At 66.9% G+C, this 26,811-nt stretch carries 28 protein-coding genes; 11 read left to right on the forward strand and 17 right to left on the reverse strand.

Going from position 1 to position 26,811, the window contains the following annotated elements; all coding sequences use genetic code 11:
* Positions 1-15 precede the first annotated feature (15 nt).
* Complete coding sequence (locus ABIB15_RS03305) at positions 16-1,800, reverse strand: DEAD/DEAH box helicase (protein ID WP_354475255.1); 1,785 nt, start codon at positions 1,798-1,800, stop codon at positions 16-18.
* Between the two features lie 92 nt (positions 1,801-1,892).
* Positions 1,893-2,156 (reverse strand): GlsB/YeaQ/YmgE family stress response membrane protein, encoded by a 264-nt coding sequence (locus ABIB15_RS03310; protein WP_354475257.1) that lies wholly within the window; start codon positions 2,154-2,156, stop codon positions 1,893-1,895.
* Between the two features lie 237 nt (positions 2,157-2,393).
* Here ABIB15_RS03310 and ABIB15_RS03315 point away from each other — a divergent pair, with 237 nt between their 5' ends.
* Positions 2,394-3,212: an SGNH/GDSL hydrolase family protein gene (locus ABIB15_RS03315; RefSeq protein ID WP_354475259.1), complete on the forward strand. Its 819-nt coding sequence runs from the start codon at positions 2,394-2,396 to the stop codon at positions 3,210-3,212.
* On the opposite strand, the gene ABIB15_RS03320 is transcribed toward ABIB15_RS03315, so the two are convergent.
* Positions 3,200-4,303 (reverse strand): fatty acid desaturase family protein, encoded by a 1,104-nt coding sequence (locus ABIB15_RS03320; protein WP_354475260.1) that lies wholly within the window; start codon positions 4,301-4,303, stop codon positions 3,200-3,202. The two genes, ABIB15_RS03315 and ABIB15_RS03320, sit on opposite strands and share 13 nt — an antisense overlap.
* A 74-nt stretch (positions 4,304-4,377) precedes the next feature.
* Positions 4,378-5,664 (reverse strand): D-alanyl-D-alanine carboxypeptidase family protein, encoded by a 1,287-nt coding sequence (locus ABIB15_RS03325; protein WP_354475261.1) that lies wholly within the window; start codon positions 5,662-5,664, stop codon positions 4,378-4,380.
* Positions 5,665-5,732: 68 nt separating this feature from the next.
* On the opposite strand from ABIB15_RS03325, the gene ABIB15_RS03330 reads away from it, so the two are divergent.
* Positions 5,733-6,674, forward strand: coding sequence for an aminoglycoside phosphotransferase family protein (locus tag ABIB15_RS03330; protein WP_354475263.1), 942 nt, complete (start codon positions 5,733-5,735; stop codon positions 6,672-6,674).
* Here the strand turns inward: ABIB15_RS03330 and ABIB15_RS03335 are convergent.
* Positions 6,671-7,468, reverse strand: a complete 798-nt coding sequence (locus ABIB15_RS03335) for a TrmH family RNA methyltransferase (RefSeq protein WP_354475264.1) — start codon at positions 7,466-7,468, stop codon at positions 6,671-6,673. The genes ABIB15_RS03330 and ABIB15_RS03335 overlap by 4 nt on opposite strands.
* A gap of 131 nt (positions 7,469-7,599) precedes the next feature.
* Between ABIB15_RS03335 and ABIB15_RS03340 the strand changes: the two genes are divergently transcribed.
* Both ABIB15_RS03340 and ABIB15_RS03345 read left to right on the forward strand, forming a co-directional pair.
* On the forward strand, positions 7,600-8,451 hold the full coding sequence (locus ABIB15_RS03340; RefSeq protein WP_354475266.1) for a Sir2 family NAD-dependent protein deacetylase: 852 nt from the start codon (positions 7,600-7,602) through the stop codon (positions 8,449-8,451).
* The gene (locus tag ABIB15_RS03345; RefSeq protein WP_354475267.1) at positions 8,448-9,095 is read left to right on the forward strand and encodes a histidine phosphatase family protein; all 648 of its coding nucleotides are present in this window, start codon (positions 8,448-8,450) and stop codon (positions 9,093-9,095) included. The genes ABIB15_RS03340 and ABIB15_RS03345 overlap by 4 nt, the downstream gene beginning before the upstream one ends.
* A 24-nt stretch (positions 9,096-9,119) precedes the next feature.
* On the opposite strand, the gene ABIB15_RS03350 is transcribed toward ABIB15_RS03345, so the two are convergent.
* Positions 9,120-10,244 carry a glycosyltransferase family 4 protein gene (locus tag ABIB15_RS03350; RefSeq protein WP_354475268.1) on the reverse strand — a complete coding sequence of 375 codons (1,125 nt, stop codon included), beginning with the start codon at positions 10,242-10,244 and terminating at the stop codon, positions 9,120-9,122.
* On the reverse strand, positions 10,241-11,140 hold the full coding sequence (locus ABIB15_RS03355; RefSeq protein WP_354475269.1) for an alpha/beta fold hydrolase: 900 nt from the start codon (positions 11,138-11,140) through the stop codon (positions 10,241-10,243). Before ABIB15_RS03355 ends, ABIB15_RS03350 begins: the two co-directional genes overlap by 4 nt.
* Before the next feature lie 100 nt (positions 11,141-11,240).
* Here ABIB15_RS03355 and treS point away from each other — a divergent pair, with 100 nt between their 5' ends.
* The gene (treS, locus tag ABIB15_RS03360; protein ID WP_354475271.1) at positions 11,241-12,965 is read left to right on the forward strand and encodes a maltose alpha-D-glucosyltransferase; all 1,725 of its coding nucleotides are present in this window, start codon (positions 11,241-11,243) and stop codon (positions 12,963-12,965) included.
* Positions 12,966-12,974: 9 nt separating this feature from the next.
* Complete coding sequence (locus ABIB15_RS03365; RefSeq protein ID WP_354475272.1) at positions 12,975-13,658, forward strand: 3'-5' exonuclease; 684 nt, start codon at positions 12,975-12,977, stop codon at positions 13,656-13,658.
* Positions 13,659-13,773: 115 nt separating this feature from the next.
* Here the strand turns inward: ABIB15_RS03365 and ABIB15_RS03370 are convergent, their stop codons facing one another.
* The 3 genes from ABIB15_RS03370 to glgA form a co-directional block, all read right to left on the reverse strand.
* A complete protein-coding gene (locus tag ABIB15_RS03370) occupies positions 13,774-14,025 on the reverse strand; it encodes a type B 50S ribosomal protein L31 (protein WP_161886435.1) in 252 nt (83 codons plus the stop codon).
* A gap of 98 nt (positions 14,026-14,123) precedes the next feature.
* A complete protein-coding gene (locus tag ABIB15_RS03375) occupies positions 14,124-14,906 on the reverse strand; it encodes an ABC transporter ATP-binding protein (RefSeq protein ID WP_354475275.1) in 783 nt (260 codons plus the stop codon).
* A gap of 50 nt (positions 14,907-14,956) precedes the next feature.
* Positions 14,957-16,138: a glycogen synthase gene (gene glgA / locus ABIB15_RS03380; RefSeq protein WP_354475276.1), complete on the reverse strand. Its 1,182-nt coding sequence runs from the start codon at positions 16,136-16,138 to the stop codon at positions 14,957-14,959.
* 47 nt (positions 16,139-16,185) lie between these two features.
* Between glgA and glgC the strand changes: the two genes are divergently transcribed.
* Positions 16,186-17,427 carry a glucose-1-phosphate adenylyltransferase gene (gene glgC, locus ABIB15_RS03385; protein WP_354475277.1) on the forward strand — a complete coding sequence of 414 codons (1,242 nt, stop codon included), beginning with the start codon at positions 16,186-16,188 and terminating at the stop codon, positions 17,425-17,427.
* 45 nt (positions 17,428-17,472) lie between these two features.
* Positions 17,473-18,114: a phosphoserine phosphatase SerB gene (gene serB / locus ABIB15_RS03390; RefSeq protein WP_354475278.1), complete on the forward strand. Its 642-nt coding sequence runs from the start codon at positions 17,473-17,475 to the stop codon at positions 18,112-18,114.
* A 6-nt stretch (positions 18,115-18,120) separates the two neighbouring features.
* Here serB and ABIB15_RS03395 read toward each other — a convergent pair whose 3' ends face one another.
* A complete protein-coding gene (locus ABIB15_RS03395) occupies positions 18,121-18,831 on the reverse strand; it encodes a beta-ketoacyl-ACP reductase (RefSeq protein ID WP_354475279.1) in 711 nt (236 codons plus the stop codon).
* 115 nt (positions 18,832-18,946) lie between these two features.
* Here ABIB15_RS03395 and ABIB15_RS03400 point away from each other — a divergent pair, with 115 nt between their 5' ends.
* Genes ABIB15_RS03400 through ABIB15_RS03410 form a run of 3 tightly spaced genes read left to right on the forward strand, consistent with a single transcriptional unit; the run spans position 18,947 to position 20,342 of the window.
* On the forward strand, positions 18,947-19,246 hold the full coding sequence (locus tag ABIB15_RS03400; RefSeq protein ID WP_354475280.1) for a DUF3099 domain-containing protein: 300 nt from the start codon (positions 18,947-18,949) through the stop codon (positions 19,244-19,246).
* Positions 19,243-19,491, forward strand: coding sequence for a hypothetical protein (locus tag ABIB15_RS03405; RefSeq protein WP_502908905.1), 249 nt, complete (start codon positions 19,243-19,245; stop codon positions 19,489-19,491). Before ABIB15_RS03400 ends, ABIB15_RS03405 begins: the two co-directional genes overlap by 4 nt.
* Entirely contained in the window at positions 19,488-20,342 is an 855-nt protein-coding gene (locus tag ABIB15_RS03410; RefSeq protein WP_354475281.1) for an SURF1 family cytochrome oxidase biogenesis protein, read from the forward strand. Before ABIB15_RS03405 ends, ABIB15_RS03410 begins: the two co-directional genes overlap by 4 nt.
* Positions 20,343-20,345: 3 nt before the next feature.
* On the opposite strand, the gene ABIB15_RS03415 is transcribed toward ABIB15_RS03410, so the two are convergent.
* The 6 genes from ABIB15_RS03415 to sufB all read right to left on the reverse strand — a co-directional run bounded on the left by ABIB15_RS03415 (position 20,346) and on the right by sufB (position 26,569).
* Entirely contained in the window at positions 20,346-21,944 is a 1,599-nt protein-coding gene (locus ABIB15_RS03415) for an ABC-F family ATP-binding cassette domain-containing protein (protein ID WP_354475283.1), read from the reverse strand.
* A 534-nt stretch (positions 21,945-22,478) separates the two neighbouring features.
* Positions 22,479-22,808, reverse strand: coding sequence for a metal-sulfur cluster assembly factor (locus tag ABIB15_RS03420; protein WP_354475285.1), 330 nt, complete (start codon positions 22,806-22,808; stop codon positions 22,479-22,481).
* Between the two features lie 4 nt (positions 22,809-22,812).
* Entirely contained in the window at positions 22,813-23,577 is a 765-nt protein-coding gene (gene sufC, locus ABIB15_RS03425) for a Fe-S cluster assembly ATPase SufC (RefSeq protein WP_354475286.1), read from the reverse strand.
* A 20-nt stretch (positions 23,578-23,597) separates the two neighbouring features.
* The gene (locus tag ABIB15_RS03430) at positions 23,598-23,924 is read right to left on the reverse strand and encodes a non-heme iron oxygenase ferredoxin subunit (RefSeq protein WP_354475287.1); all 327 of its coding nucleotides are present in this window, start codon (positions 23,922-23,924) and stop codon (positions 23,598-23,600) included.
* A complete protein-coding gene (gene sufD, locus ABIB15_RS03435) occupies positions 23,924-25,150 on the reverse strand; it encodes a Fe-S cluster assembly protein SufD (protein ID WP_354475288.1) in 1,227 nt (408 codons plus the stop codon). Before sufD ends, ABIB15_RS03430 begins: the two co-directional genes overlap by 1 nt.
* Entirely contained in the window at positions 25,151-26,569 is a 1,419-nt protein-coding gene (sufB, locus tag ABIB15_RS03440) for a Fe-S cluster assembly protein SufB (protein WP_354475289.1), read from the reverse strand.
* Positions 26,570-26,811 lie beyond the last annotated feature (242 nt).

The raw sequence follows: 26,811 nt of genomic DNA on the forward strand, positions 1-26,811 counted from the left end.
CCGCCCGACGCAGCGCTACGGCCGCGCGACGTTCCGGCGCAACAGGTCGATGCGCGCCTGCAGCTGGCTCACCGTGGCGGAGGCAACGGCCGGGCCGCCGCACGCGCGACGCAGCTCCGCGTGGATGAGGCCGTGCGGCTCCCCGGAAAGCTTCGCGCGCATGCCGACGAGGCTGTTGAGCAGCTTCCGCTGCTCGACCAGGGTGCGGTACAGCGGGGCGGGCTCTGGCGGCTCGCCGGACTCGGCCCTGCGGCGGTCCCGCTCGGTGCCGCGGCGCGACTGCCGCGCCTGCCGCTGCTTGAGCAGGTCGCTCACCTGCTCCGGTTCGAGCAGGCCGGGGATGCCGATGAAGTCGAACTCCTCGTCACTTCCGGGCTCGGCCAGCGAGCCGAACTCCTCGCCATCGAACAGGACGCGGTCGAAGGTCGCCGACGACTCGATCGCTTCCCACGTGAACTCGTTCAGGAGCTCGGAGGAGGCCTTCTCCTCCTTCTCGGCGGCATCCATCAGGTCGTCGTCGAGGCTGTCGTCGTCGTTGCTCTCGCGGTCGAGGGCGTGGTCGCGCTCGCGTTCGAGCGTCGCCGCAAGCGCCATCAGCGAGGGAACGCTGGGGAGGAAGATGCTCGCGGTCTCGCCTCGCCGCCTCGTGCGCACGAATCGGCCGATCGCCTGGGCGAAGAACAACGGGGTCGAGGCGGAGGTCGCGTAGACACCGACTGCGAGTCGCGGAACATCGACACCCTCCGAGACCATGCGCACCGCGACCATCCAGCGGCTCGTCCCGTGGGCGAACGCGTCGATCCGGTCGCTCGCCTCCTTCTCGTCCGAAAGAACGATTGTCGGCGCTTCGCCGGTGATCTCCCGCAGGATGCCGGCGTAGGCCTTGGCGGTGAAGTGGTCGGTCGCGATCACCAGGCCCCCGGCATCCGGGATCGAATGGCGCACCTCGCTGAGGCGCTGGTTGGCGGCGCGGAGCACGGCGGGGATCCACTCGCCCTCCGGGTTCAGCGCGGTGCGCCAAGCCTGCGCGGTGACGTCCTTCGTGTCGCCCTCGCCGAGCCTGGCCTCCATCTCGTCGCCCATCCTGGTGCGCCAGCGCATCTTGCCGGCGTAGGCCATGAAGATGACGGGGCGAACCACACCGTCGGCGAGGGCGCGACCGTAGCCGTAGTTGTAGTCGGTCTGGGAGAGCCGGATGTTGTGCTCGTCCCGCAGGTAGCTGACGAACGGGATCGGCGCCGTGTCGGAGCGGAACGGCGTGCCGGTCAGCGACAGGCGCCGCGTGGCAGGCTCGAACGCCTCCCGGATCGCATCGCCCCAACTCAGCGCGTCGCCGCCGTGGTGCACCTCGTCGAGGATCACCAGGGTGCGGCGGTCCTCTGTCAGTGAGCGGTGCAGCGCCGGGGCCATGGCAACCTGTGCGTAGGTGACGACAACACCGTGGAACTGCCGCCCACCGGTTCCGTGGTTGTTGCGGAAGCCCGGGTTGAGGCGGATGCTGGCGCGGTGGGCCGCTTCGGCCCACTGGCGCTTGAGGTGCTCGGTCGGAGCGACCACGGTGATCCTGTCGATCGCGCGCCTGGCGAGCAGTTCTGCCGCGAGTCGAAGTGCGAACGACGTCTTTCCTGCGCCCGGTGTCGCGGCGGCGAGGAAGTCACGCGGCTCGGTTTCGAAGTAGAGGTCGAGGGCCTCGGCCTGCCACGCCCGCAACCGTTGCGCCGTACCTCTGGCCGCCCGCTCCGGGAAGGCCGGGGAGAGGTGTTCGGCGGCGAAGGTGCCGAACGTCGAGGGGATGCTCACTGGATGAAACTTTACCGTCCGGTCGCCTGTTAAACGAACGGACTCCCCGCCGGGTGGGCGGGGAGTCCGTTGTCACTTCGTGTGCGGAGCGGCTATGACCGGCGTCCGCGGGTCACGAGACCGAAGATGAGCAGCACGAGAATCGAGCCGCCGATCGCGAGCAGCCAGGTCTGGATCGAGAAGAAGTCCTCCAGTGGCGCGTTGAACAGCGCGCTTCCGATGAAACCGCCAAGCAGGGCGCCGACGACGCCGAGCACCAGGGTGAGCAGCCATCCACCGCCCTGGTTGCCGGGAAGAATTGCCTTCGCGATTGCGCCAGCGAGCAATCCAAGAATGATCCAACCAATGATTCCCATAACGACCTCCCAGTCGATCGTGGTGCTGCAGATGTCCAGCTACAGCTGGGATCGAACCCGATTTGGGCTCAATCCCGAGTGCATCGTGTGTGATGCGGGAATCTACTCTGCCATGCCCCCCGAGTAGGGCACAAGTTGAGCTGAGTCTTTTTCGTGAGGGGTAGAGGAATTTCGGCAATTTGGGTAGGAGTTTCTGTCAGGTGGCGTTGGTCCGGTCGATGAGGCACTCTGGGGAGCATGACTCAGCATCACCCGTGGTCGCGGTACGTGGCCCTCGGCGACTCCTTCACCGAGGGCATCGGTGACCCGGAACCGCGATCGCCGGGCGGCCACCGGGGCTGGGCGGATCGGGTTGCCGAGGTCCTCGCGACCCGCACCGACGGTTTCGCCTACGCGAACCTCGCCATTCGCGGACGTCTATTGCAGCAGATCATCGACGAGCAGGTCGAGACCGCGTTGGAGCTGCGCCCCGACCTCATCACCCTGTCTGGCGGTGGCAACGACATCATCCGGCCCAACACCGATCCCGACGTGATCGCCGATCGGCTCGAGGGGGCGGTGGAGCGACTGCGGTCGGACGGCGCGACCGTCGTGCTGTTCAACGGGCCGGACATCGGAATGACTCCGGTGCTGAATCGCTCCCGCGGAAAGGTCGCGATCTACAACGAGAACCTGCGCGCGATCGCCGCCCGCCACGACGCGATCATCGCTGACATGTGGGCGCTGCGCGAGCTGAAGGACCCACGCATGTGGGCGCCGGACCGGCTGCACTTCTCGCCCATCGGTCACACAACGATCGCGCGAATGGTTCTGGACTCGCTGGGCGTCGAGAACGAGCTTGAGCCCTACAACCCGGAACCGCTCCCCCACCGCCCGTGGCGACAGGCGCGCGTCGAGGACATGGGCTGGGCTAGGGAGTACCTCGTGCCGTGGGTTGTGCGGCGGATTCGCCACCAGTCATCCGGTGACGGCGTCAGCGCCAAACGGCCGACGGCCGACGGCATGTCGGGACCGGGCCGCGAAACGGTCGGCCCCGACGCGGCTCAGCGTCCGTAGGCGGATGCCGCGGGGCAGTCGAACGGATCGCCCCCCGCCGCGAGGCCGACACGGTTCAGGTACTGGATGACGATGCCGTAGGACTGCATGAGCGAGGTCTCGGTGTACGGAATCTTGTGGGTCGCGCAGTACTCCTTCGCGATCTCCTGTGCCCTCGCGAGGTGCGGCCGGGGCATGTTCGGGAAGAGGTGGTGCTCGATCTGGTAGTTCAGGCCACCCATGAAGGTGTCCATCGCCCAGTTGCCCTTGATGTTGCGCGAGGTCAGCACCTGGCGGCGCAGGAAGTCGACCTTGGCATCGCGGGGAAGGATCGGCATTCCCTTGTGGTTCGGCGCGAAGGACGCGCCCATGTAGAGGCCGAAGACCGCGAGCTGAACTCCGATGAAGGCGAATCCGAGTCCGACCGGAAGAGTCAGGAAGATGACGGCGACGTAGGCGGAGAGGCGGGTGACGATCATCCCGATCTCGACCCAGCGCTTGTCGACCTTGCCGCGTCCGAACACGGTCTTCAGGCCGAGGATGTGCAGGTTGAGACCTTCGAGCAGGAGGGCGGGGAAAAACAGGTAGCCCTGGCGCTTGGTTGCCCAGGCGTAGAGTCCCTTCGCCTTCGCGGCATCCTCCGGAATGAACGACACGAAGTCTCGCTCGATGTCCGGGTCCTTGCCGATGATGTTGGGGTTCGCGTGGTGACGGCTGTGCTTGGTCATCCACCAGGAGTAGCTGATGCCCACGAAGAGGTTCGCGAGAATGCGGCCGGCGAGGTCGTTCGTCTTGCCGGATTCGAAGACCTGGCGGTGCGCGGTCTCGTGGGCGAGGAAGGCGTACTGGGTCAGGATGATGCCGAGCGCGGCCGCCATGAGCAGCTGGAACCACGAGTCGCCGAGGAGGATGAATCCCGTGATGACGCCGCCCAGCGCGGCGGTGACGATGCTGAACATCATGACGTAGAAGCCCGTGCGGCGCTGGAGCAGCCCGGCGTCGCGCACGGTCCGCAGCAATGACGAGTATTCCGTCGTGGGATTTGCCCGGCTTCCGCCCGGCTTCGTCTTGGTAAAGGTGACGACAGGCGACGCGATGGATTGTCCGCTCATAAAGTTGGAGCCCCGTTCCGGCTGTTGACTTCCCAGTCGAAATGTACGAGCGATTGCTCTCGCGGATTACGCAATTATATCCGGCGACCTGTGAAAAGCGTGGAAAGAGCTCCATCGGGGTTGCTGTCGCCGCCGGGCAGCAATTCGAGGGGATGCGAGAGGCGCCACCACGGTCCCGGATCTGCGATGTCGGCATCGAGCACGAGCGGCACGCGCACCTGCGCGGCGCCGACCGTGAAGGTCACCTCCCCGATGGCCTCGCCGCGGGCGGCCTTCACGAGCGGCTGCACGGTGACGTCGCCGCTCACCGGCGTGTCGGACCATACGAGAACGGACGAGGCTTCCTCGGCGACGGCATTGGCGCTCTGGCCCCACTTGGTGGAGTAGGACGCGAACACTTCGCCCTTCTCGGCGAGCGGAACCTCGTGGAACCCCTCTGCGATGCCGTCGACGAGCGATCGGATCGCGGCCTCGAGCGATTCGCGGTTCTCGCCACCGAGGACGACCCCCACGACTGTCACCACGGACGATCCGATCGTGTAGTCGGTCGAGAACAGCAGGCACGAGCCCGCCTCGTCGAGCGTTCCCGTCTTGATCCCATCGATGCTCTCGACGCCGAGCAGCGTGTTCGTGTTTGTGAGGGTGCCGACATAGGGCACCTCGACGCTCTTCGAGGCGACGATGTCGGAGACCACGGGATTGTGGAGTGCGAGCTTGGCGATTCGGAGGAGGTCGGGAACGCTGCTGACGTTGCTCGGCGACATGCCCGTGGGCTCGACGATAACGGTGGAGTCGAACCCGCCCTCCGTGAGCCACACCGCCGTCGCGGTCGCAAACTCGGCCTGCGACCCGAATGCCCAGTCGACGAGGGACTCTGCGTAGTTGTTCGCCGAGGAGACGAGCACGACCTCGAGCAGGTCGCGCTGGCTCATCGCAAGGCCGGCCGTGACCGGCTCGACGGTGCCGCCCACTCGCTGGTACTTGCCGTACAGCGCGACGTCGGCCTGATCGAAGACGATTGAGGGGCCGTCCTCGCCCACGGCAAGTGGTTTCGCGTCGAGCACGACGAGGGTCGAGATGACCTTGCTGATACTCGCGATCGGCAGCGCGTTCGTCGAGCCGCTCGAGGCCAGCACCCCATCGAATCCGACCGCGGAGATCCCGCTTGCCCCGACGCCGGGGAACATGAGCTCGGAGGCATCGCGCACCGGCGTCACGAACTGGGTGATGCTCGCACTCGCGGGACCGATGGGGGCCATCAGGGTCACCGGGAGGTACACGCCCCCGGCGGCGACGGTGGCAAGGATCAGGGCTGCTGCAACCCGCCGTCGGATCAGTGCCGAGCGGCTGTGAGTGGACACGTGGTAATGCTAAGCCAACTCCGGAGCAACCTCTGGACCCCGTGGCGGCGCGCTCCTAGGCTGGCAGAATGCAGCGTCGCGCGTTCGAGACCGCGGCGATCACGGGCTACGGCAGCCGGGCGTCCTGGGATGCCGCGGCGGTCGAGATCCTCGCCGTCATGCTCGAGCGCTGGGAACTCGCCCCCGGCGCGGTGTTCTCGGGTGGCTACGCCGCAACGGTGCTCGCCGTCACGCGGTCCGACGGCACCCCCGCTGTCCTGAAGATCGGTTTCCCGCACGCCGAGGGGGTACCGGAAGCGATCGCCCTCGAGGCCTGGCCCGCCGGAACGGCGCCCGTCGTGCTGCGCCAGGATCCGTGGACGTGGTCGATGCTTCTCGAGCGGATCGAGCCGGGCGTTCCGCTCTCCGCCGCCGACACCGGTGTCGACGCGGCGCTGCAGGCCGCCGGCAAGCTCCTCGCCCGCATCGCGGCGGCCGAGCCGGTGTTCGGCATCCCGTCGCTGAGGTCGGTCGCGCAAGCGTACGCGGCGGCCGCCCGCCAGCGGTTCGACGCGCACCGTCCGAATCTCGACGAGTTTGAGGCGACCGAGCTCGTGGCGGCCGGACTCGACGAGCTCGAGAAGCTCGCCGGAACGGGAATCGAAACTTCGATGGTGCACGGCGACTTCAACCCGGGCAACATTCTGCAGTCCGCTGCCGGGCTCGTCGCCGTCGACCCGAAGGCGATGATCGGCGACCCCGCGTACGACCTCTGGCCGCTGGTCAGCCAACTCGGTTCCCCCGCCGACAGGCCCGATCCGCAGGGCACCCTCGCGCGCCAGCTCGCGATCGCGGCCGATGCCGCCGGCGTCGACCCCGTCCGCGCGGCCCGCTGGTCATTCGCGCGCTCGGCGCTGAACGTCAGCTGGTACCTCGACGAGCGGCAGCCGCGCCTCGCCGCGCGCGACGCCGAGCTGCTGCGGGCCTGGGCGGGCGTGCTCGCCGGCATCCGAACGGGGACGGGAATCTAACGCAGAGCCCAGAGGGCGACCGCGCTCGCGGCGGCGACGTTGAGGGAGTCGACCCCGTGCCCCATCGGGATCGTCACGATCGAATCGGCGTAGGACAGGGCGGCGCGGCTGAGGCCGTCGCCCTCGGAGCCGAGCAGGATCGCGACCTTCTCCGGTGCGTTCGCCGCGAACTCGTCGAGGCCGACGGCATCCGCCGCCAGGGCGAGCGCCGCGATATGGAAGCCCGCGGCCGCGAGGATCTGCGCGCCCTCTGGCCAGTCCGGCAACCGCGTCCATGGCACCTGCAGCACAGTGCCCATGCTCACCCGCACGCTTCGGCGGTAGAGGGGGTCGGCGCAGCGCGGCGTCACGAGAACGGCGTCGGCGCCGAGCCCCGCGACGGAGCGGAAGATCGCGCCCACGTTGGTGTGGTCGACGATGTCCTCGAGCACGACGACGCGGCGCGCGTTCGCGAGCAGATGCGCGGCGGGAGGCAGCGCCGGGCGGTGCATCGCCGCGAGGGCGCCGCGGTGGAGGTTGTAACCGGTGAGGCTCTCGAGCAACGCGGCATCGCCCACGAACACGGGAATGTCGAAGGGGTCGAGCAGGGGCCGGAGGGCGTCGAGCCACTGCTCCTGCAGGAGCACCGACCTCGGCTGGTGGCCTGAGGCGATCGCGCGCGCCATGACCTTGCTCGACTCGGCAATATAGAGGCCGCCGGCCGGCTCCGACACGCGGCGCAGGGCCACGTCGGTGAGTCCGGAGTAGTCGGCGAGCCCCGGCTCGTCCAGCGTGGATATTCGGATGACGCGCATTCGGCTTCCTCTCGTGCGGTGGCCGAACGGTTCGCTGCCAGCAACTTGAAACATATCGGACCCACCAGTTGTCTATCCTGAAGTGGTCGCGTTGGCCCTCCGGCCCGAACGGGCACTGCAAGGGAGTATCGATGGTGGCACCGAATGCGGCTGACGTCGACACCGTGGGTGCGGGCGACCTCGCGGCGGCCGTCGAGGTGCTCGCCGGACGCACCGTCGCGGTGCTCACCGGTGCCGGGATAAGCACGGACTCGGGTATCCCCGACTACCGCGGCGCCGGGGCACTCCCCCGCAACCCGATGACGTTCCAGCAGTTCATCAAGGATCCCGAGTACCGCAAGCGCTACTGGGCGGGCAGCCACCTCGGCTGGCGCCAGTTCGACGACGCCCAGCCCAACGATGGGCACCGGGCGCTCGCCGAACTCGAACTCGCCGGCGTCGTCAACGGGGTCATGTCCCAGAACGTCGACGGGCTGCACCTGCGGGCCGGCTCCCAGCGCGTCGTCGACCTGCACGGCACGATGGACCGGGTGCGCTGCCTCACCTGCGGGCAGGGGTTCGCCCGCTCCGACATCGCCCTTCGCCTGGCCCGGGAGAACCCGTGGCTCGATGAACCAGGCGCTCGCGAGCTTGCGCCCGACGGCGACGTCGAGGTTGGCAGCATCGACGGCTTCGTGACACCGGACTGCACCGTCTGCGGCGGCGTGCTCAAGCCCGACATCGTCTTCTTCGGCGAGTTCATCCCCACCGAGAAGTTCGCCGAGGCGACCGCGCTCATGCAGGCCGCCGACGCGCTGCTCATCGCGGGCTCGTCGCTCGTGGTGAACTCCGGCATCCGGCTGCTCGACCAGGCCGCCAAGCGCAAGCTTCCCATCGTCATCATCAACCGCGGCGTCACCCGAGGCGACCTGCGTGCCACTGTGAAGATCGACGGCGGAACGTCACAGCACCTCGCCGCACTTGCGGCGCAACTCAGATCATGACCCACCTGTACCTCGTGCGGCACGGCGAGACCGACTGGAACGCCGCGCGGCGCATCCAGGGGAGCACCGACATCCCGCTCAACGAGACCGGCAGGGCGCAGGCCCGCCGAACCGGCCGCCTTCTCGCCTCCCGACAGTGGGATGCCGTCGTGGCGAGCCCGCTGTCGCGCGCGTTCGAGACCGCCAGCATCATCGCGGACGAGATCGGCCTGCCCGAGCCAGAGCGCCTCGACTCGATCGTGGAGCGTCGGTATGGGGCCGCCGAGGGTCTGGACTACCAGACGCTCGATGCGACCTACCCCACGGGCGTGCCGGTCCCCGGTCGAGAGAGCCGGCACGCGGTCGCCGCGCGCGTGCTGCCGGCCCTCGCCGACCTCGCCGAGCGGCACCTCGGACAGCGGATCGTGGTGGTCTCGCACGGCGGCGTCATTCGCACGGTGCTGAACTCGGTGGCGCCCGGCGAGGCACGGTTCCGGGGCGTGCCGATCACCAACGGATCGATCCATAGATTCCTCTACACGGAGGGCGCGCTCGAGCTCATGGCCTTCGACGATCCGATCGAGTTCGAGTCGATCGAGCCCGGTACAGCCGACTTCGACCTGCAGAACGCGATTGCCGCGAGGGAAGATGGTCGCTCGAGCTGACCGCCTCGGGCGACGGCGGGTCGGTCAGCGTGTGCGGCGCCGGATTCGCGGCGAGGTGCGCCAGCTCCACGGCTTCCACCACTTGCGGTTGCGCGGCGGAAGCGTTTCGATGAGCGTCAAAAGGCGTCTCGCCGACTCCTCCCAGGAGAAGACCTGCGACTGGGAGATGGCGAGCCCGGTGAGCTCGTTCCAGCGGTCCGGCTGGTCGACCGCCGTGACGGCATCGGCGAACGCCCGGGCACTGTGCGGGTCGAAGTAGGTTGCCGCCGGCCCGCCGACCTCGCGGAACACTGGGATGTCGCTGATGACGAGCGGGGTTCCCGCCGCGAGCGCCTCGATGAGCGGGATACCGAACCCCTCGTCGAAGCACGCGGACACCATTGCGGTCGAGGCCTTCAGCAACTCGAGGTAGCGCTCGTCGCTCACCCCGTTCTCGAACACGACGGATCCGGCCGGGGCGAGCGCGGCGAGCCGTTCCCGAGCCTCGTCGGAGACGCGGCTCAGCAGGTGCAGGGTGTAGCCGGGCAGGAACTCCATCCCGCGCACGAGCGTCTCGACGTTCTTGTTGGGCATGAACGTGCCCATGTAGACGAGGGTCTTCGTGTCGTCGTAACGGCGCGGTGGGAGGCCGAGTTGGTCGACGCCCGGGCGGATCGAGGTGATCGGACGCCTGGTCAGGCGCGCATCCGTCATCAGTCCCTTGCAGGTGTTCGACCCCGTGACGACGGCCTCGCCGCGATTCAGCGCCATCCGCTGGGGGATGTAGGTGAAGTGGAAGCCCCACCAGATCGTGCGTACCAACAAGCTGAAGTCACGCGGCGGCTTTCGGGTCTTGTAGAACACCATGTCGTGAAGGGTGAGGATGAGCCGGAACCGCCGGTGCGCCGACCCCACCGTCTGCATCGGGCTGAACACGACGTCCGGCGAGAAGCGGTTGATCCACAGGGCGACCCACGGCTCGAGCGGGCTCTGCGCTCGAGGAATCATCACCCAGGGCAGGTCGGGGAGCATGGTCAGCTGGCGCTCGTCGTGGATCATCATCGTGACCGGATGCAGCTTGGCGAAGGCACCGACGAGTCCGGCCGTGTACCGGCTGATCCCGTCGTGGCGGACGAGCCGGATGTACCGGCAGTCGAAGAGGACCTTCACGGCTGCGGCAGGTCGTCGAGGAACGACGTGATTGCTTCGGCCGCGAGTGCCGGAACCTCGTAGTGGATCAGGTGCCCGACGTCGGCCAGGACCCGGAGGGTGGCATTCGACATCATTCGCTCGAGCTCGAACTGCGCGGCGACCGGGGTGATGTCGTCGCGGGCGGCGGCGACGAGCAGGGTCGGCACCGTGATGCGTGCGGCGAACGCGCTCACGTCGGTGCTGATCGATGCGCGGAACCCCTCGACGACGACGTCGCGGTTCGCGTACCGGCTGAAGTAGGTGTGGTGCTCGTTGTGGATCCAGCGGCGCAGCGATCGCGTGCGGGTCTTGGTCATGCTCGAACTCATGAACTGCACGACGAACCAGCTGTTGAGCAGTCGGTGGCCGAGCTTCTCCGGGAGCTTCGAGGCGAGTTCGTAATAGGCGACGGTGACCTTCGTCGCAAGCTGCCGTGGACCCCGCAGCCCTGACGTCGCAATCGGGTTCACCATGATCAGGGCAGGCGTCGCGAGACCGTCGACGAGGGCGTTCGCGGCGACGATCGTGCCGAACGAATGCCCGAGGATGATCGCGCGGCCGGCGAGCCCGAGCGCATCGACGAAGGCCGTGAGCCAGGCCGCATAGCCGGCGACCGAGTGTGGAACGTCGGTGAGCGGCGTCGACTCGCCGAAGCCCGGAAGGTCGGGGCTGATGAACCGGATGCCGGGGAGCTGCGCGATGATCGGCTCGATCCCGTGGTGCTCACCGCGGTAGCCGTGCGCGATGACGATCGTGAAGGGCGAATCCGCCGCACCGTAGGTCCAGAAGCGGGTCGTGCTGCCGAGTACCGTCACCTCGTCTTTCTCGACGGGGATTGCCGCGAGAAGTGATGCAAAAGGCGATTCGATGCTCATTGGTCTCCAGCATAGGGACGAGAAACCGCCGCGTAGCGCGAAAGGCCTTCTAGACTCGTAACGAATTTGTTAATAGCGGCCCGCCGGCCGAGAGGAAGACGTGAGCTTTACTGCACCCATCCAACTGCCCGGATTGACTCTCGACCCCCAGTGGTACCGACGCGCTGTCTTCTACGAAGTCATGGTCCGCTCGTTCGTCGACAGCAACGGCGACGGCGCCGGAGACCTGGCCGGGCTCATCGGCAAGCTGGACTATCTCCAGTGGCTCGGCATCGACGCGCTGTGGCTGCCGCCGTTCTACCAGTCGCCGCTGCGCGATGGTGGCTACGACGTGTCGGACTTCACGGAGGTACTGCCGGAGTTCGGCACCCTTGACGAGTTCCGGGACCTCGTCACCAAGTCGCACGAGCGCAACATGCGCATCGTCATCGACTATCCGCTCAACCACACCTCGGACCAGCACGACTGGTTTCAGCAGTCCCGCTCCGACCCGGATGGACCATTCGGCGACTACTACGTGTGGAGCGACACCGACAAGAAGTACGAGAACATCCGGATCATCTTCATCGATACCGAGGAGTCCAACTGGACCTTCGATCCGATCCGCCGCCAGTTCTTCTTCCACCGCTTCTTCGCCCACCAGCCCGACCTCAACTTCGAGAATGAGGCCGTGCGCGAGGCCGTGTTCGACACCATCCGCTTCTGGATGGACCTCGGAGTCGACGGCATCCGGCTCGATGCGATCCCGTACCTGTTCGAATCCGACGAGGGCAACGGCGAGGGCGAGCCGCCGACGCACGAGTTCACCAAGCAGCTGCGCGAGATGGTGGACCGGGACTACCCCGGTCGCATCCTGATCGCCGAGGCGAACCAGTGGCCTCGCGAGGTGGCCGCGTTCTTCGGCACGAACGAGGAGCCCGAGTGCCACATGGCATTCGACTTCCCCGTCATGCCACGGATCTTCTACTCGTTGCGGTCGCAGAACGCCGCCGAGCTGATCAGCGTGCTGTCGGAGACGCTCGACATCCCCGACGGCGCAGGCTGGGGCGTGTTCCTCCGCAACCACGACGAGCTCACCCTCGAGATGGTGTCGGAGGAGTACCGGCAGGCCATGTACGGCTGGTACGCGTACGACCCCCGGATGCGCTCCAACATCGGCATCCGCCGTCGCCTCGCTCCCCTGCTCGACAACTCGCGCGCGGAGCTCGAACTCGCCCATGCGCTGCTCTTCTCCCTGCCGGGAAGCCCATTCCTCTACTACGGCGACGAAATCGGCATGGGCGACAATATCTGGCTGCCCGACCGCGACAGCTCACGCACGCCGATGCAGTGGACCCCGGACCGCAACGCCGGCTTCTCGACCGCCGACCCCGGCAAGCTGTTCCTGCCGGTCGTGCAGTCGCTCGTGTACAACTACAACCTCACCAACGTCGAGTCGCAGCTTGCCCAGTCCCGCTCGCTCCTGCACTGGGTGCGCAACGTAATCCACGTGCGCAAGGCGCATCCGACCTTCGGCCTCGGCACCCTCACGGTGCTCGAGACCAACCACGAGTCGGTTCTCGCCTTCGTGCGCTCGTACGGAGGCTCCGGCACCCAGTTCGGCGACTCCGCCGAAGACGTGCTGTGCGTGTTCAGCTTCGCCCACAACCCCGTCTCGGTCACCGTCAAGGTTCCCGGCTTCGAGGGGGCGGCGACGTGGGACCTGTTCGGCGGGGCCGAGTTCCCGACGGTCGGGGCCGAGGGCGAGGTCAACCTGACGCTTGCGACGCAGAGCTTCTACTGGCTGCACCTCGGAACACCGTCCGGTGTCGGTGGTCGGCCCTAGAGTGACGGTGTGAGTGACACCTGGTACGACAAACTCGGCGTGTTCGACCTCGAGACGACCGGCATCGATGTGGAGTCGAGCCGGATCGTCTCGGCCTATGTCGGAGTGATCGATTCATTCGGCGCGCCGAAGGGGGTGGCGTGGCTCGCCGACCCCGGCGTCGAGATCCCTGCCGGGGCGAGCGCCGTGCACGGCATCACCACCGAGCGCGCGCGGGCCGAGGGTCGGCCAGCGGAGGAGGTCGTGGCCGAGATCGTCTCGGTGCTGCGCGCACTGCTCGCGCAGGGCGTGCCCATCACGATCTACAACGCCCCCTACGACCTCACCCTGCTCAACCGCGAGGCCATCCGGTACGGCATCGAGCCCCTCGACACGCCGGGCCCGATCATCGATCCCCTCGTGCTCGACAAGGCGATGGACACCTACCGCAAGGGCAAACGCACGCTCGCGAGCGCTGCGGATGTCTACGGCGTCGAACTGATGGACGCGCACGACGCGACCGCGGATGCCGTGGCCGCCGGCAGGGTCGCGCAGGCAATCGCGCGCAAGTTCGCCACGGAGCTCGGTGACGATACCGCGGTGCTGCACACGCGGCAGGTGCAGTGGTGCGCCGATCAGGCCGCGAGCTTCCAGTCCTACAAGCGGCGCACGACGCCGGACTTCGTCGCCGATGGGGCCTGGCCGCAGCGCTGAGACCTCGTCGCAGCGCCAAGGTGCGCGGCATGTCGCCGAGCGTGTCACCGGCGTTAACGACGAGAGCGACCGGTGAGACCCTCGGGTCTCAGCGGTCGCTCTCGCAGACTGCTGGTTAGGAGCCGAAGCCCTTGTAACGCGTGTTGAACTTCTCGACGCGGCCGGCGGAGTCCATGATCCGCTGCTTGCCCGTGTAGAACGGGTGCGACTCGGAGGAGATCTCGACGTCGATGACCGGGTACGTGTTGCCATCCTCCCACTCGATCGTCTTCGCACTGCCGACCGTCGAACGGGTCAGGAACGTGGCGCCGGAGGCGAGGTCGCGGAACACGACGGGCAAGTACGTGGGGTGGATGTCAGACTTCATGGCGATTCCTTGGGATTCGAAAGTGGATTGCAGTGTGTTGCGAAAAGTTCAGCGGCCTGTGGCCCAACCATCGATGTTATCAGATGGCACGGCCTGCGTCAGGCCGCGCGGGCAGCGAAACGTCCGTCTCGCTCCTCGACGACAAGCTCGAGGCCAAATGCGCCACCGAGGTTGTCGGCGGTCAGCACGTCGCGGATGGGCCCCGACGCGCGAATGCCCCCGGCCTCAAGGATCAGCGCGTGGCTGAAGCCGAGCGGGATCTCCTCGACATGGTGGGTGACCATGATGATCGCGGGGGCTGTGGGGGCGCTGGCGTAGCCGCCGAGGATCTTGAGCAACTCCTCCCTGGCACCGAGGTCGAGGCTCGCGGCGGGCTCGTCGAGGAGGAGCAGCTCCGGGTCGGTCATGATCGATCGGGCGATCTGCACGCGCTTCTGCTCGCCGTCGCTGAGGTCGCCGAAATGACGGTCCGCGAGGGTGTCGAGCTTCCACTCTGCCAGGACGCGGCGTGCGCGGCGCGTGTCGATGTCGTCGTAGTTCTCGTTCCATCGGCCGGTGACGGCGTAGGCGGCCGTCATCACGACGTTGAGCACGGTCTCGGTCGGAGGGATTCGCCGGGCGAGGGCGGTGGACGCGAAGCCGATGCGCGGCCGCAGCTCGAACAGGTCGGTCTTGCCGAGGGTGTCGTCGAGCACGACGGCGGTGCCGCCGCTCGGGTGGATCATCGCCGCGGCGATCTGCAGCAACGTGGTCTTGCCGGCGCCGTTGGGGCCGAGGATCACCCAGCGTTCGTCGTCGTTGACGGTCCAGGAGACCGAGTCGAGAATGGTGTTGCCGCCCCGTACAACGGAGACGCCACTGAGCTGCAGAACACGTGCCATTCTCCAACCCTAGGCCACCGCGGGGGGACCGGCGGTGAGCCCCGCGGGAACTAGACCAGTGAGTCGTAGATGCGCTGGGTCTCGAGCGCGATCTTGTCCCAGCCGAACTCCTTCTCGGCACGAATCCGACCGGCGGCACCGTACTTCGCAGCGGTCTCGGGGTCGCCCGTGACCTCGATGAGGGTCGCCGCCAGATCGTTGACGAACCGGTCCGGGTCGATCGGGGTGCCGGTGCCGTCCTGCATCTGCTCGATCGGCACAAGGCGTCCCGTCACACCGTCGTCCACGACCTCGGGGATGCCGCCGGTGGCGGTGCCGACCACGGCGGCGCCACAGGCCATCGCCTCGAGATTGACGATGCCGAGCGGTTCGTAGACAGAGGGGCAGACGAAGGTCGTCGCGACGCTCAGCACGGCGGAGAGCTCGTGCTGGCTCAGCAGGCGATCGATCCAGACGACTCCCGAGCGCTCACGGGCGAGCTCGGCCATACCGGCCTCGACCTCGGCGAGGATCTCCTTGGTGTCGGGCGCGCCAGCGCAGAGTACGAGCTGCACCTCCGGGGGCAGCTGCTGTGCGGCGCGCAGGAGGTAGGGAAGACCCTTCTGCCGGGTGATCCGGCCGACGAACACCACCGATGGGCGGTCGGGATCGATGCCGAGACCGCGCACCAGATCCGGATCGTCGACCGGCTTCCACTTCGCAAGGTCGATGCCGTTGTAGACGGTCTCGACCTTGTTCGGATCCAGCGAGGGATAGGCGCGCAGGATGTCGCGCCGCATTCCGTCGCTCACCGCGATCACGGCATCCGCGCTCTCGAAGGCGTTCTTCTCGATCCAGCTGGAGATGCGGTATCCGCCGCCGAGCTGCTCTGCCTTCCAGGGCCGGAGCGGCTCGAGGCTGTGGGCGGTGACAACGTGCGGGATGCCGTGCAGCAGCGAGGCGAGGTGCCCGGCTCCGTTCGCGTACCAGGTGTGGGAGTGCACAAGATCGGCCCCGGCGACATCCTGGGCGATCTGCAGATCCACGCCGAGGGTCGCGAGGGTCGCGTTGGCGTCCTTCAGCTCATCCGGCACCGAATAGGCGAACACGCCCGGCTCGTCGCGGGGTGCGCCGAAGCAGCGCACGGTGACGTCGAGGGTGGGGCGAAGCGCCCGCACCAGTTCCGCGACGTGCACGCCAGCACCGCCGTACACCTCTGGTGGATACTCCCGAGTTATCAGATTGACCTTCACGGAGTGAACGCTAGTACAGCGTGAACTCGAGCCTCTACTGTTGAGGAATGTCATCGAAGAAGATCTTTGGAATTGTCCTCGCCGGTGGAGAAGGAAAGCGGCTCATGCCGCTGACCGCAGACCGGGCCAAGCCGGGAGTGCCGTTCGGCGGCAACTACCGCCTCATCGACTTTGCGCTCTCGAATCTGATCAACTCGGGCCTGCGGCAGATTGTCGTGCTGACCCAGTACAAGTCGCACAGCCTCGACCGCCACGTCTCACAGACCTGGCGCCTGTCGGGCCTCACGAACTCCTACGTCGCATCCGTTCCCGCCCAGCAGCGACTCGGAAAGCGCTGGTTCGCGGGATCCGCCGACGCGATCCTGCAGAGCCTCAACCTGCTCCGCGACGAGAAGCCCGACATCGTCGTCGTGGTCGGCGCCGACCACGTCTACCGCATGGACTTCAGCCAGATGGTTGCGGCGCACATCGAATCCGGTGCCGGCGTGACCGTGGCGGCCATTCGGCAGCCGATCGCACTCGCCGACCAGTTCGGCGTCATCGAGGTCAGCCCGGACGACCCGACCCGTATCAAGGCGTTCCACGAGAAGCCCAAGAACCCGGTCGGCCTGGCCGACTCCCCCGGGGAGGTGCTTGCGTCGATGGGCAACTACATTTTCGACGCCGACGTTCTCATGGATGCCGTGATCCGCGACGGCGAGCTGCCCGACTCGAAGCATGACATGGGCGGTGACATCGTTCCGTGGTTCGTGTCGCAGAATGACGCGGCCGTCTACGACCTGAACCGCAACGAGGTTCCCGGCGCAACCGATCGCGACCGGTACTACTGGCGCGACGTCGGCACGATCGAGTCGTTCTTCGACGCCCACCAGGACCTCATCTCGGCGCTGCCCGTCTTCAATCTCTATAACTCAGAGTGGCCGATCTTCAGCCAGCAGCTCAACTCGCCGCCGGCGAAGTTCGTCCGCGACTCCAGCGGCAACCTCGGCACGACGATCGACTCGATCGTGTCGCTCGGGTCGGTCTTGTCCGGCGCGCACATCGAACGCAGCGTGCTCGGGCCGTGGGCGACGATCGGCGGTGGAGCCAAGGTCACCGACTCGATCGTGTTCGACCGGGTGAAGATCGGTCCGAACGCCGTGGTGCGCCGGGCTATTCTGGACAAGGAAGTCGTGATCGAAGCCGGCGCGACGATTGGTGTTGATGCCGATGCCGACCGGGCTCGCGGATTCACCGTCACCGATTCCGGGATCACCGTTGTGGGCAAGGGAGTTCACGTCTCCGCCTAATTGCCACCCGCTCGCCGGTTGTGGCCGAAGCCACCAGGGAAGCGCATGGCCGGATTTCTTGTCGTTCTCGACGTCGACTCGACACTCATCGAGAACGAGGTCATCGAGTTGCTCGCGGATGCTGCGGGCTCGCTCGCCGAGGTCGCGCGGATCACCGCAAGCGCTATGAACGGGGAGCTCGACTTCGAGGAGAGCCTCCGGGCGAGAGTCGCGACGCTCGCGGGACTCCCGGTGTCGGTCTTCGACGAGGTCGCCGGGCTCATCCGCGTGACCGACGGGGTGCCCGAGATGATCCGCGGGGTGCACGCGGCGGGAGGGCGCGTCGGGGTTGTCTCGGGAGGGTTCCACGAGTTGGTCGACCCGATCGCGGAGCGGCTCGGCCTCGACTACTGGAGGGCAAACCGACTTGACATCGCGGGTGGGCTGCTCACCGGCGGACTGTCGGGCGCGATCGTCGATGCCGAGGCGAAGGCGCACACTCTGCGCGAATGGGCGGATGACTTCGGTGTGCCGCTGCGCCAGACGATGGCGGTCGGCGATGGCGCGAACGACCTGCCCATGATGGCCATCACCGGGCTGTCGGTCGGGTTCGACGCGAAGGCACCCGTGCGGGACGAGGCCGACATCCTCATGGACGTGCGCGACCTCGCGCAGCTGCTTCCGCTGCTCGGACTCTGCCGGGCCTGAGGTCGGCTAGTGGCCCATCCCGAGGCCGCCGTCAACGGGGATAACCGCCCCGGAGATGTAGGCGGCGTCGTCACTCGCAAGCCAGGTGATCACACGGGCGACCTCCTGCGGGGTGGCGAACCGTGCCGCGGGGATCGACTTCAGGTAGTCGGCCTGCTGCGCCTCGGACAGCTCGGCGGTCATGTCGGTCTCGATGAATCCTGGCGCGACCACGTTCGCCGTGATGCCGCGTGAGCCGAGCTCGCGCGTTACCGACCGCGCAAGTCCGATGAGACCGCTCTTCGAGGCGGAGTAGTTGACCTGGCCGGCCGAGCCGAGCAGGCCCACAACGCTCGAGACGAGCACGATTCGACCGAAGCGTGCCTTGAGCATTCCCTTCGAGGCGCGCTTGACCACACGGAACGCCCCGGAGAGGTTCGTGTCGATGACGTCGGTGAAGTCGGAGTCGCTCATCCGCATGAGGAGCATGTCACGGGTGATGCCGGCATTGGCGACGACCACCTCGACGGGCCCGAGCTCGGCCTCGATGCTCGTAAACGCGGCGTCGATCGAGGCGGCATCGGTGACGTCGGCGCGCACGGTCATGGTGCCGCCCGGGCCGTCACCGGACCGCGCGGTCACGGCGACACGGTGCCCGAGAGCAACGAATTCTTGAGCGATGGCAAAGCCGATTCCGCGGTTTCCGCCGGTGACGAGAACGGTCCTGGCAACGGTCATTGGTGACTCCCCTGGATCAGCGTGCAAACGGGGCGCTCCCGGCAAACTCCCACAAGCCTAGACGTAGGCTTAACCAGTCGTAGCTGGTTCCATCACTCAGCAGAAAACGTGTTCCATGGCTAAACCACAGGTCATCTCGTCGATCACCGCACTCCCGCAGTCCCCCCAGGACGATCGCAGGGCGCGCATGACGAAGTACCTCATTGCCATGGGAGTGCGCCTGGTCTGCATCGCCCTGTGCTTCGTCGTGCAGGGCTGGTGGCTCGCCGTCTTCGCAATCGCCGCGATCGTGCTCCCCTACTTCGCGGTGATCCTGGCAAATGTGGGGCATCAGGAGGCCGGCACCGTCGTGCGGCCGGGGTCGATCGTTCCGGTGCGCCCGCGCGAGCAGGCCGCCGACGGTGACGCTGCGTGATCCCACTCCCGGGAGCAGGGGTTGGCGCTGGATTGTCGCCGACCTGCTCGCGGGCGGGATGCTCGGGGGCTGCGACCTTCAACGTCAATTGGCGCAATCCCCGCATCCACGGTCCGGAGCGGGTCAAGGTGTGGCTGGCGTGCGATGAGCACCGCGAGTACCTGCACGACTATCTGCACGCCAGGGACTTCCCGGTTCGGGTGACCCCGCTGGCGGAGCGCGTCGATAGGGTTGAACTGTCATGAACCGTTGGAGATTCGCCCTCTCGAAGCGGTGGGCGGGTTACCTCGCGCTCACCGTCGTTGTCGCGATCGCCTGTTCGGGGCTCGGCCTGTGGCAGTTTGAGCGCCGCGCCGAGGCGCGCGCCGAGATCGATCGGATCGAGTCGAACTACGAGCGCCCGGCAGCGCCGGTGGGTGACGTGCTCGCCACGCCGGGTTCCTTCGAGGAGAGCCAGAAGTGGCTTCCGGTGCTGCTCGAGGGCACGTACCTCCCCGATGAGCAGCTTCTCGTTCGCAACCGCCCGTTCGCTGGCCGTCCAGGGTTCGAGGTTCTCACTCCCCTGCTCCTCGCCGACGGCACAGTGTTCGTCGTCGACCGCGGCTGGCTGCCAACGGGATCCGAACAGGACGCCCCCGACGACATTCCCGCCGCGCCGGCCGGCCCGGTGTCTGTCACGGCGCGGCTGAAGGCCAGCGAGCCTCTGCTCTCGAGTCGGTCGACAATTGCCGGTTCCGGCCAGATCCCCACGATTCACCTCCCCCAGATCGCCGAACTGCTCGACCGGCCCGCCTACACGGCGGCGTACGGGCTGGTGATCACCGAGAGCCCGGAGCCCGCGACCGCCCCGATGCCGTCGGTCACGCCGGTGCTGGACGAGGGCCCGCACCTGTCGTACGCGCTGCAGTGGTTTGTCTTCGCGATTCTCGCCTTCATCGGGCTCGGCTGGGCCCTGCGCCAGGAGTACCGCACCGTGAACGCGGACGACCCGGAGGAGAAGGAGCGCGCCGACGAACGCGCGCGGCGCCGCGCGGCCCGGGCGCCGTCCGACGACGAGTCGGAGGACGCGCTGCTCGAGGCGAGCGAACGCCGCTAGCGATCAGGCCAGGCTGATCAGGTCCGCGTAGTCCTTGTTCCAGAAGTCCTCGGTGCCGTCGGGCAGGATGAGCACGCGCTCCGGGTTCAGGGCCTCGACGGCGCCTTCATCGTGGCTCACGAGCACGACGGCGCCCGAGTAGTTCGAGAGGGCGTCGAGGATCTCCTCGCGGCTTGCCGGGTCGAGGTTGTTCGTCGGCTCGTCGAGCAGCAGCACGTTCGCGCCCGACACGACGATCATGGCGAGGGCGAGTCGGGTCTTCTCTCCGCCGGAGAGCACCCCGGCAGCCTTGTGCGAGTCGTCGCCCGTGAAGAGGAACGACCCGAGCACCCGCCGGGCCTCCATCTCGGTGATCGACGGCGAGGAGGAGACCATGTTCTCGAGCACGCTCCGCTTGACGTCGATCGTCTCGTGCTCCTGCGCGTAGTATCCGATCCGCAGTCCGTGCCCCGGCTCGATCTGGCCGGTGTCGGGTTTGTCGACGCCCGCGAGCATCCGGAGCAGCGTGGTCTTGCCCGCTCCGTTGAAGCCGAGCACGACGACCTTCGACCCGCGGTCGATCGCGAGGTCGACGGCGGCGAAGATCTCGAGCGACCCGTAGCTCTTGCTCAGGTTGGACGCCATGAGCGGGGTTCGGCCGCACGGCGCTGGCTCGGGGAAGCGAAGTTTGGCGACGCGGTCGACCGAGCGAACCTCGTCGAGACCCGAGAGCATCTTCTCCGCCCGACGCACCATCTGGTGCGCTGCGGCGGCCTTGGAGGCTTTCGCGCCGAACTTCGCGGCCTGCAGCTGCAGCACGGTCGCCTTCTTCTCGACGTTGACGCGCTCCTTCTTGCGGCGCTCCTCGTCGGCGGCCCGCTGGCGCAGGTAGTTCTTCCAGTTCATGTTGTACACGTCGATTACGGTGCGGTTGGCATCGAGGTAGAAGACGCGGTTGACGGTCTCCTCGACCAGTTCGATGTCGTGGCTGATCACGATCAGGCCGCCCTGGAATGACTTCAGGTAGTCCCTCAACCAGACGACGGAGTCGGCGTCGAGGTGGTTGGTCGGTTCGTCGAGGAGCATCGTGTCGGCGCCGGAGAACAGGATGCGCGCGAGCTCGATCCGACGACGCTGGCCGCCGGAGAGGGTCGAGAGGGGCTGGTCGAGGATGCGGTCGGGGAGCGACAGGTTGCTTGCGATCGACGCGGCCTCGGCCTCGGCCGCGTACCCGCCGAGCGCGAGGAACTTGTCCTGCAGGTTGCCGTACTTCTTCATCGCCCGCTCGCTCGTCGCCGAGTCGCCGTCGCCCATGTCGATCGCGGCGGACTCCATGCCGAGCAGCAGCTGGCCGAGGCCGCGGGCGTCGAGGATGCGGGTGCGGGCCAGGTCCTCCGGGTTGCCGGAGCGCGGGTCCTGCGGGAGGTAACCGACCTCGCCGGTGCGGTCGATGCGGCCGTCCGTGGGGAGCCCCTCGCCCGCAAGGATCTTGGTCAGCGTGGTCTTGCCGGCGCCGTTTCGCCCGACGAGGCCGATCTTGTCTCCGCGGTCGACGCGGAAGGAGACGCCCTGCATCAGCGTGCGTGCTCCGACTCGGAGCTCGAGGTCATGCACGCTCAGCACAGGTCAATTCCATTTCTTCGGGCGCGTTTTTACAACACACTGCGGGGGGAAGTGCCCCAGTCTACGCGCCGTGCCGCGGCATCCCGCCCGAACGCACGAAGAGGCTGCCCGCCCGAAGAGTCCGCCTCCGCGAAGAGACTCAACGCAGGAGTTTTTGCGACACGCCGGGCTGACTGGCGCTCGGGCACGGCGTGTCGCGGATTCTCCTCGGTTGCGTGCGCTCGCGCGCCGTGGGGCCCCGGACGTTCTGTCGCCCGTGCGAGTCCGGTCAGTCGTGTTGGACGGGCAAGTCGGGCCAGAGACCGGTCAGACAGTTTTGGCCGGTGATGTGGTCCGTTCGGCAGGAGTTTCTGCGACGCGCCGGGCGCACTGGCGCTCGAGCGCGTCGTGTCGCGGATTCTCCTCGGTTGCGTGCGTGCGCGCGCGCCGTGCCGGGTCGGAACGACGAAACGATATCCCCGCGCGGTGGCGGGACGCGCTCGGCGTGACGCCTCCGGCCCGACGGCTCTGGCGTGATGCCTCAGGCTCGGCAGGTCAGATCGAGAAGCCGAGTGCGCGCATCATGTCGCGTCCGTCGTCGGTGATCTTCTCCGGGCCCCACGGCGGCATCCACACCCAGTTGATGCGGAACTGCTCGACGACACCATCGAGGGACTCTGCGGTCTGTTCCTCGAGCACGTCGGTGAGCGGGCATCCAGCCGACGTGAGCGTCATGCTGATGATGAGGGCGTTGTTCTCGTCGTCCCAGGTGAGGTCGTAGATCAGGCCGAGGTCGACGATGTTGATCCCGAGCTCGGGATCCATGACGTTCTTCAACGCCTCTTCGACCTCGTCGAAGAGTGCGGGTGCGAGTGCGACGGCCATCGGGCTAGCCTACGGAAGTCTCGGTGAGAAATCGATCGTAGCCTTCGGCCTCGAGTCGGTCTGCCAGCTCCGGGCCGCCTTCCTCGGCGACGCGACCATCGACGAACACGTGCACGAAGTCCGGCTGGATATAGCGCAGGATGCGGGTGTAGTGGGTGATGAGCAGCAGTCCGAGGCCCGTCTCGGCCTTCGCACGGTTGACGCCCTCGGCGACGATCTTGAGCGCGTCGACGTCGAGGCCGGAGTCAGTCTCGTCGAGGATCGCGAACTTGGGCTTGAGCAGCTCGAGCTGGAGGATCTCGTGGCGCTTCTTCTCGCCGCCGGAGAACCCCTCGTTGACGTTGCGCTGGGCGAAGGAGGGGTCCATGCGCAGGTTCTTCATGGCCTCCCTGACGTCCTTGGTCCAGCCGCGCAGCGCGGGGGCCTCGCCGTCGAGCGCGGTCTTGGCGGTGCGGAGGAAGTTCGTCACGGCGACGCCCGGGATCTCGACCGGGTACTGCATGGCGAGGAAAAGACCGGCGCGCGCGCGCTCGTCGACGGGCAGGTCGGTCATCTCGTTTCCGTCGAGCTTGATCGATCCGCGTTCGACGTGATACTTCGGGTGCCCGGCGATCGTGTAGGCGAGGGTGGACTTGCCCGAGCCGTTGGGACCCATGATCGCGTGGATCTCGCCCTCGTTGACGGTGAGGTCGACGCCCTTGAGGATGTCGATCTTTCCCTGCTCGGTTTCGACGCTCACATGGAGGTCGTGGATTTCGAGAACAGACATGGTGGGTTCCTTCAGATTTCTTAGACGGTGACGACGGCGGTCGGGTCGATGAAGACCTCGCCGCCCTCGATCGTCACGGTGTAGACGGGGACCGGCTCGTAGGCCGGAAGGGTGATGGGCTTGCCGGTCTTGAGCGAGAACTTGGAGCCGTGCGCCCAGCACTCGAGGGTGTCGTCCTCGACGAACCCCTCGGACAGCGAGATGTCGCCGTGAGTGCAGGTGTCGCCGATCGCGTGGATATCGCCGGCCGAGTCGCGCACCAGGGCGATCGGCAGGCCGTCGATCACGACGCGCACTGCTGCCCCAACCTCGAGGTCGGTTTCGGCGCATACCTTGATTGCGGCCATCAGCTCTGGGCTCCTTCCGGCACGAGTGCCGACTCGATTGCGGATTCGAGGCGCGTCTGCAGCTCGGGCGAGCCGATGCGCTGCACGATCTCGGCGAGGAATCCGCGGACGACGAGTCGCCTCGCCTCCTCCTCGCTGATGCCGCGCGCCTGCAGGTAGAACAGCTGCTCGTCGTCGAAGCGTCCCGATGCACTCGCGTGACCGGCCCCGGCGATGTCGCCGGTCTCGATCTCGAGATTCGGAATCGAATCGGCGCGGGCGCCGTCGGTGAGCAGCAGGTTTCGGTTCTGCTCGTAGCTGTCGGTTCCCGCCGCCGACTGGCGGATGAGCACGTCGCCGATCCAGACGGTGTGCGCTCCCCTGCCCTGCAGTGCGCCCTTGTAGGTGACGCGCGACTTGGTCCTTGGGGCATTGTGGTCGACGAACACCTGCTGCTCGATGTGCTGGCCCGAGGTCGCGAAGTAGGCGCCGTACAGTTCGACGTCGGCTCCCTCGCTCACGAGGTGCACGGAGGGGTTGATCCGGATGACGTCGCCGTCGAGCGAGACGACGACGTGGCGCAGCTTGGCATCCCGGCCGACCCGGGCGAAGTGGCTCGCAAGGTGGATCGCGTCGTCGTTCCACTGTTGCACGCTCACGACGGTGAGGTCGGCGCCGTCTTCGACGATGATCTCCACGTTCTCGGTGAGCTGGGCAGCTCCCGAGTTGTGCAGCACGATGTGTCCGCGGCTGTGCTTCTTCGCCGTGATGATGGTGTGCGCTGCACGGGGTGCGCCGTCGAGCCCGGACCGCTCGAGGGCGAGATCCTGGATCTCGTCGCCGTCGATCGTGATGGCGAGGGCGCGCTCGAAGCTCGACCAGGCGTTTGCGGATGCGCGGTCCTCCGGCACTCCGGCGGACCCGACCGAGGCATCCGCGCGGTCGACCCACGCGATGTTCACGCCGGGCGTTTCCACACTGTCGTATAGCCACGCGCCACCGTCGAGCTCGCCCTCGATGAGGGGGCGCAGCTTGGCGATGGGGCTGAACTTCCACTCGATCTCGCGGCCGGTGACGGCCGGGAAATCAGAGGTGTTCGTCGACTTGAATCGTTCCGAACGGGTCTGCACGGGGACATAGCTCGACCCGCCGTCGCTGCGCGGCACACGGCCGGGCTGCGTGGGGTCGAGCTCTGCCTGCTGTGGCGTGCCTTCGTCGATCTTGAGAGGGCTTGCAGGAGCTGACATCTAGCCGACGGATCCTTCCATACCCATTTCGATGAGCTTATTGAGTTCGAGCGCGTACTCCATTGGGAGTTCGCGGGAGATTGGTTCGATGAAACCACGCACGATCATGGCCATGGCCTCGTCTTCCGGCATGCCGCGGCTCTGCAGGTAGAAGAGCTGCTCGGCGCTGACACGGGACACTGTGGCCTCATGGCCCATCTGCACGTCGTCCTCGCGGATGTCGGTGGTCGGGTAAGTGTCCGAGCGGGAGATGGTGTCGACGAGCAGCGCGTCGCAGCGCACGGTGTTCGCCGAGTGGTGGGCACCCTCCGCGATGCGGACCTCGCCACGGTATCCCGTGCGTCCGCCACCCCGGGCGATCGACTTGGAGACGATCGAGGACTGCGTGTAGGGCGCCATGTGAACCATCTTGGCTCCGGCATCCTGATGCTGGCCGGGCCCGGCGAACGCGACCGACAGGGTCTCGCCCTTCGCGCGCTCACCGACGAGGTAGATCGACGGGTACTTCATCGTCACCTTGGATCCGATGTTGCCGTCGATCCACTCCATCGTCGCACCCTCGTGCGCGATGGCACGCTTGGTGACGAGATTGTAGACGTTGTTCGACCAGTTCTGGATCGTCGTGTAGCGAACGCGGGCGTTCTTCTTCACGATGATCTCGACCACGGCGGAGTGCAGCGAGTCCGACTTGTAGATCGGGGCCGTGCAGCCCTCGATGTAGTGAACGTAGCTGCCCTCGTCGGCGATGATGAGCGTGCGCTCGAACTGGCCCATGTTCTCGGTGTTGATTCGGAAGTAGGCCTGCAGCGGGATCTCGACGTGCACGCCCTTCGGCACGTAGACGAACGAGCCACCGGACCAGACTGAGGTGTTGAGCGCGGCAAACTTGTTGTCGCCCTCGGGGATGACGGTGCCGAAGTACTCCTGGAACAGCTCCGGGTGCTCTTTGAGGGCGGTGTCGGTGTCCATGAAGATGACGCCCTGTGCCTCGAGCTCCGCGTTGATCGAGTGGAACACCACCTCGGACTCGTACTGGGCGGCCACACCGGAGACGAGGCGCTGGCGCTCCGCCTCGGGGATGCCGAGCTTCTCGTACGTGTTGCGAATGTCTTCGGGGAGGTCTTCCCAGGTCTGCGCCTGCTTCTCGGTGGAGCGGACGAAGTACTTGATGTTGTCGAAGTCGATGCCCGAAAGGTCGGCGCCCCACGTCGGCATCGGTTTCTTCCCGAACAGCGCCAGACCCTTGAGCCGCTTCTTGAGCATCCATTCCGGCTCGCTCTTGAGCGCCGAGATGTCGGCGACGACTTCGGGCGATATCCCGCGTTTCGCGGAGGCGCCGGCGACGTCGGAGTCCGACCATCCGAACTCGTACGTGCCAAGGCCGTCGAGTTCGGGTCGTTCGATGAGTACGTCAGACATGATTACCTCTTTCCAACCATTCCCAACCGAGGTGATCGGGGTGGTATTCCGGGCCGCAAACTGCTTCCACGGGCGATATTCGCGGCACACTCCCCCGACTTTGTCGTGCGATGGGAGGTGTGGGTGCGAGATCTGGTCCGGTCATCGCATTGCGCGCCCGGTCCGAGACGTGCCTTCCGGACCAACTCATTCTACAGGGAACACTCGGGAAAGCGGGGTTTCGAGCCTGTGAAGGCACTGGC

This window comes from Marisediminicola sp. UYEF4, from assembly GCF_040546025.1.
GTDB lineage: Bacteria > Actinomycetota > Actinomycetes > Actinomycetales > Microbacteriaceae > Marisediminicola.